Source organism: Microbacterium sp. Bi128, from assembly GCF_918698205.1.
Genome location: NZ_CAKKMM010001136.1, coordinates 1 through 1,669, shown reverse-complemented (window position 1 = coordinate 1,669; position 1,669 = coordinate 1). Strand labels below are relative to the sequence as shown.

The window sequence follows — 1,669 nt, the reverse complement described above, 5'->3', positions numbered from 1 at the left end:
CCGAGTTCCTCGACAAGCCGGAGCATGTCGTCGCCGATTCCGGCGAGGAAACCGGGGTTTGCTGTTCGGGAGATTACCGCCCAGCCGTGAGTTCCCGCGATCCGTTCCGCGGCGCTCAGCATGACTGTCTTGCCGATGCCTCTGGATCCGGTGATGATGGTCAAAAGCCCGGGTGCTCCCGAGCCTTGCTGCAGGCCGTACTCGAATTCATCCAAGAGCCCGGCCCGCCCAATCAAGTCCGGCGGTGTGGCTCCTGCGGTGGGCTTGAACGGGTTCCGCACCGGGACCTCCAGGGTGAAAGTAGGTGAAAGTGGTGAAAGTGGTGAATTTGGGGCCAGCCTACCACCCTTGACACCCCGGCCAGAAGCTGCGGCGAAGCGGCCTGAGTGAGAGCCGGCGGGGGAGTACGCCCGTCGGTACACTACGGAAGAATTGGCCTGATGGCCTGTTTGCCGCTGATCGAGTCGGGGCGTTAGCTTGACTGACCCGCAGGAGGTTGGGTGACGCCTCGGAGCCACGCCACTTCACCACGCCGCAAGTTACGTCAACCTGCGAACGGGTGTAACCCTCACGGCTAAAAACAACGACTAAGCCCGAGCACTGACCTGGGGCAGTTAGTCTGACCTCGTGCATGAGAGAAAGTGGCCGTTACTGATCGGCCGGATCTGTCTGGCAATTGTCAGCGCGGGCCTCCTGGTATTCGGCGCGATTGTCGCTGCCGTTCCGATGGGCGCAGACGTGGGGCTGTATCGGGCGAACGGTCTCGCCTCGTTCGGGCTGGGACTTTTTGGTGGCCTTATCGTGCTCGTGCCATATCGGCGAGGCGAACCGTGGGCGTGGTACGCACTTTGGTTCTACCCGCTGTTCTGGGCCGCCCACCTGATTGGTCAGCTTCCGCCGGGTACTGACCATATCCACCAGGTCGTCTTCATCGCTCTTTCGTTGACCGGGCTCTTACTGCCGGCTCGGGCTTTCTTTCCTCCCGCAGAGAGTTCAGACCTCGGTGACGAAGATGCCGCCGCCCAGAGCAACATTTCGGCCAGCCTTCCTCCACCTCAAGGCCCGGTCCAGGGCCTCCCACCGCACAAGATCTAAACGCCGATAATCAACATTATGTCAAGTTGCATCAATCCAAGTGCAGAGTCTGCAGATTAGGACCCGGTGATACGCACTCCCCGGTTTCGACTGACTGGACGCCGAAGTCCTCGCCGTTACAGGGATCCGGGCCCGTCCGGCGCCGCGCCGGGCAACAGCCCGGGCGTGTAAAGGTCAACTGGTTCGAGGTACCGTGCAGCTAGAACTGGACCGTCGATGATGCCGACGGGTTCTTCGCCCATGAGCGCTCGATCCTGAATCTGGCGTTCACCCGGGCAGAGCTGCAAGGCGTCTTCGATCTGGCCGACCTCGAAGTTGAACGGGTCCTGGCCTCGGGACGTAGGGGCAATCGATCGGCGGAACCGGGGGCAGAGTTCGACGAATATGATTCTCCCCCGGGGGCGGCTTATCTGCCCCTGCCTATTTAGTCTTCGGGGTCTTCTGGGTCCAGGGGAAGACCCGCCGCGATACGCCGCCGGTCCTCCGCGGCCGATGTCCGGACGCGCTTCAACCGGAGCCCTCCCCGAACCAGGAAAAAGCCGGCCACAAGCATAACGAAGGCCACCATAGCTGC

The 1,669-nt window shown here is 62.1% G+C and carries 1 protein-coding gene; it reads left to right on the top strand.

All coding sequences use genetic code 11. The annotated features are described in order from the left end of the window. The first annotated feature begins 627 nt into the window (after window positions 1–627). Window positions 628–1,095: a hypothetical protein gene (locus LQV45_RS30530; RefSeq protein ID WP_230010987.1), complete on the top strand. Its 468-nt coding sequence runs from the start codon at window positions 628–630 to the stop codon at window positions 1,093–1,095. The last annotated feature ends 574 nt before the right edge of the window (window positions 1,096–1,669 follow it).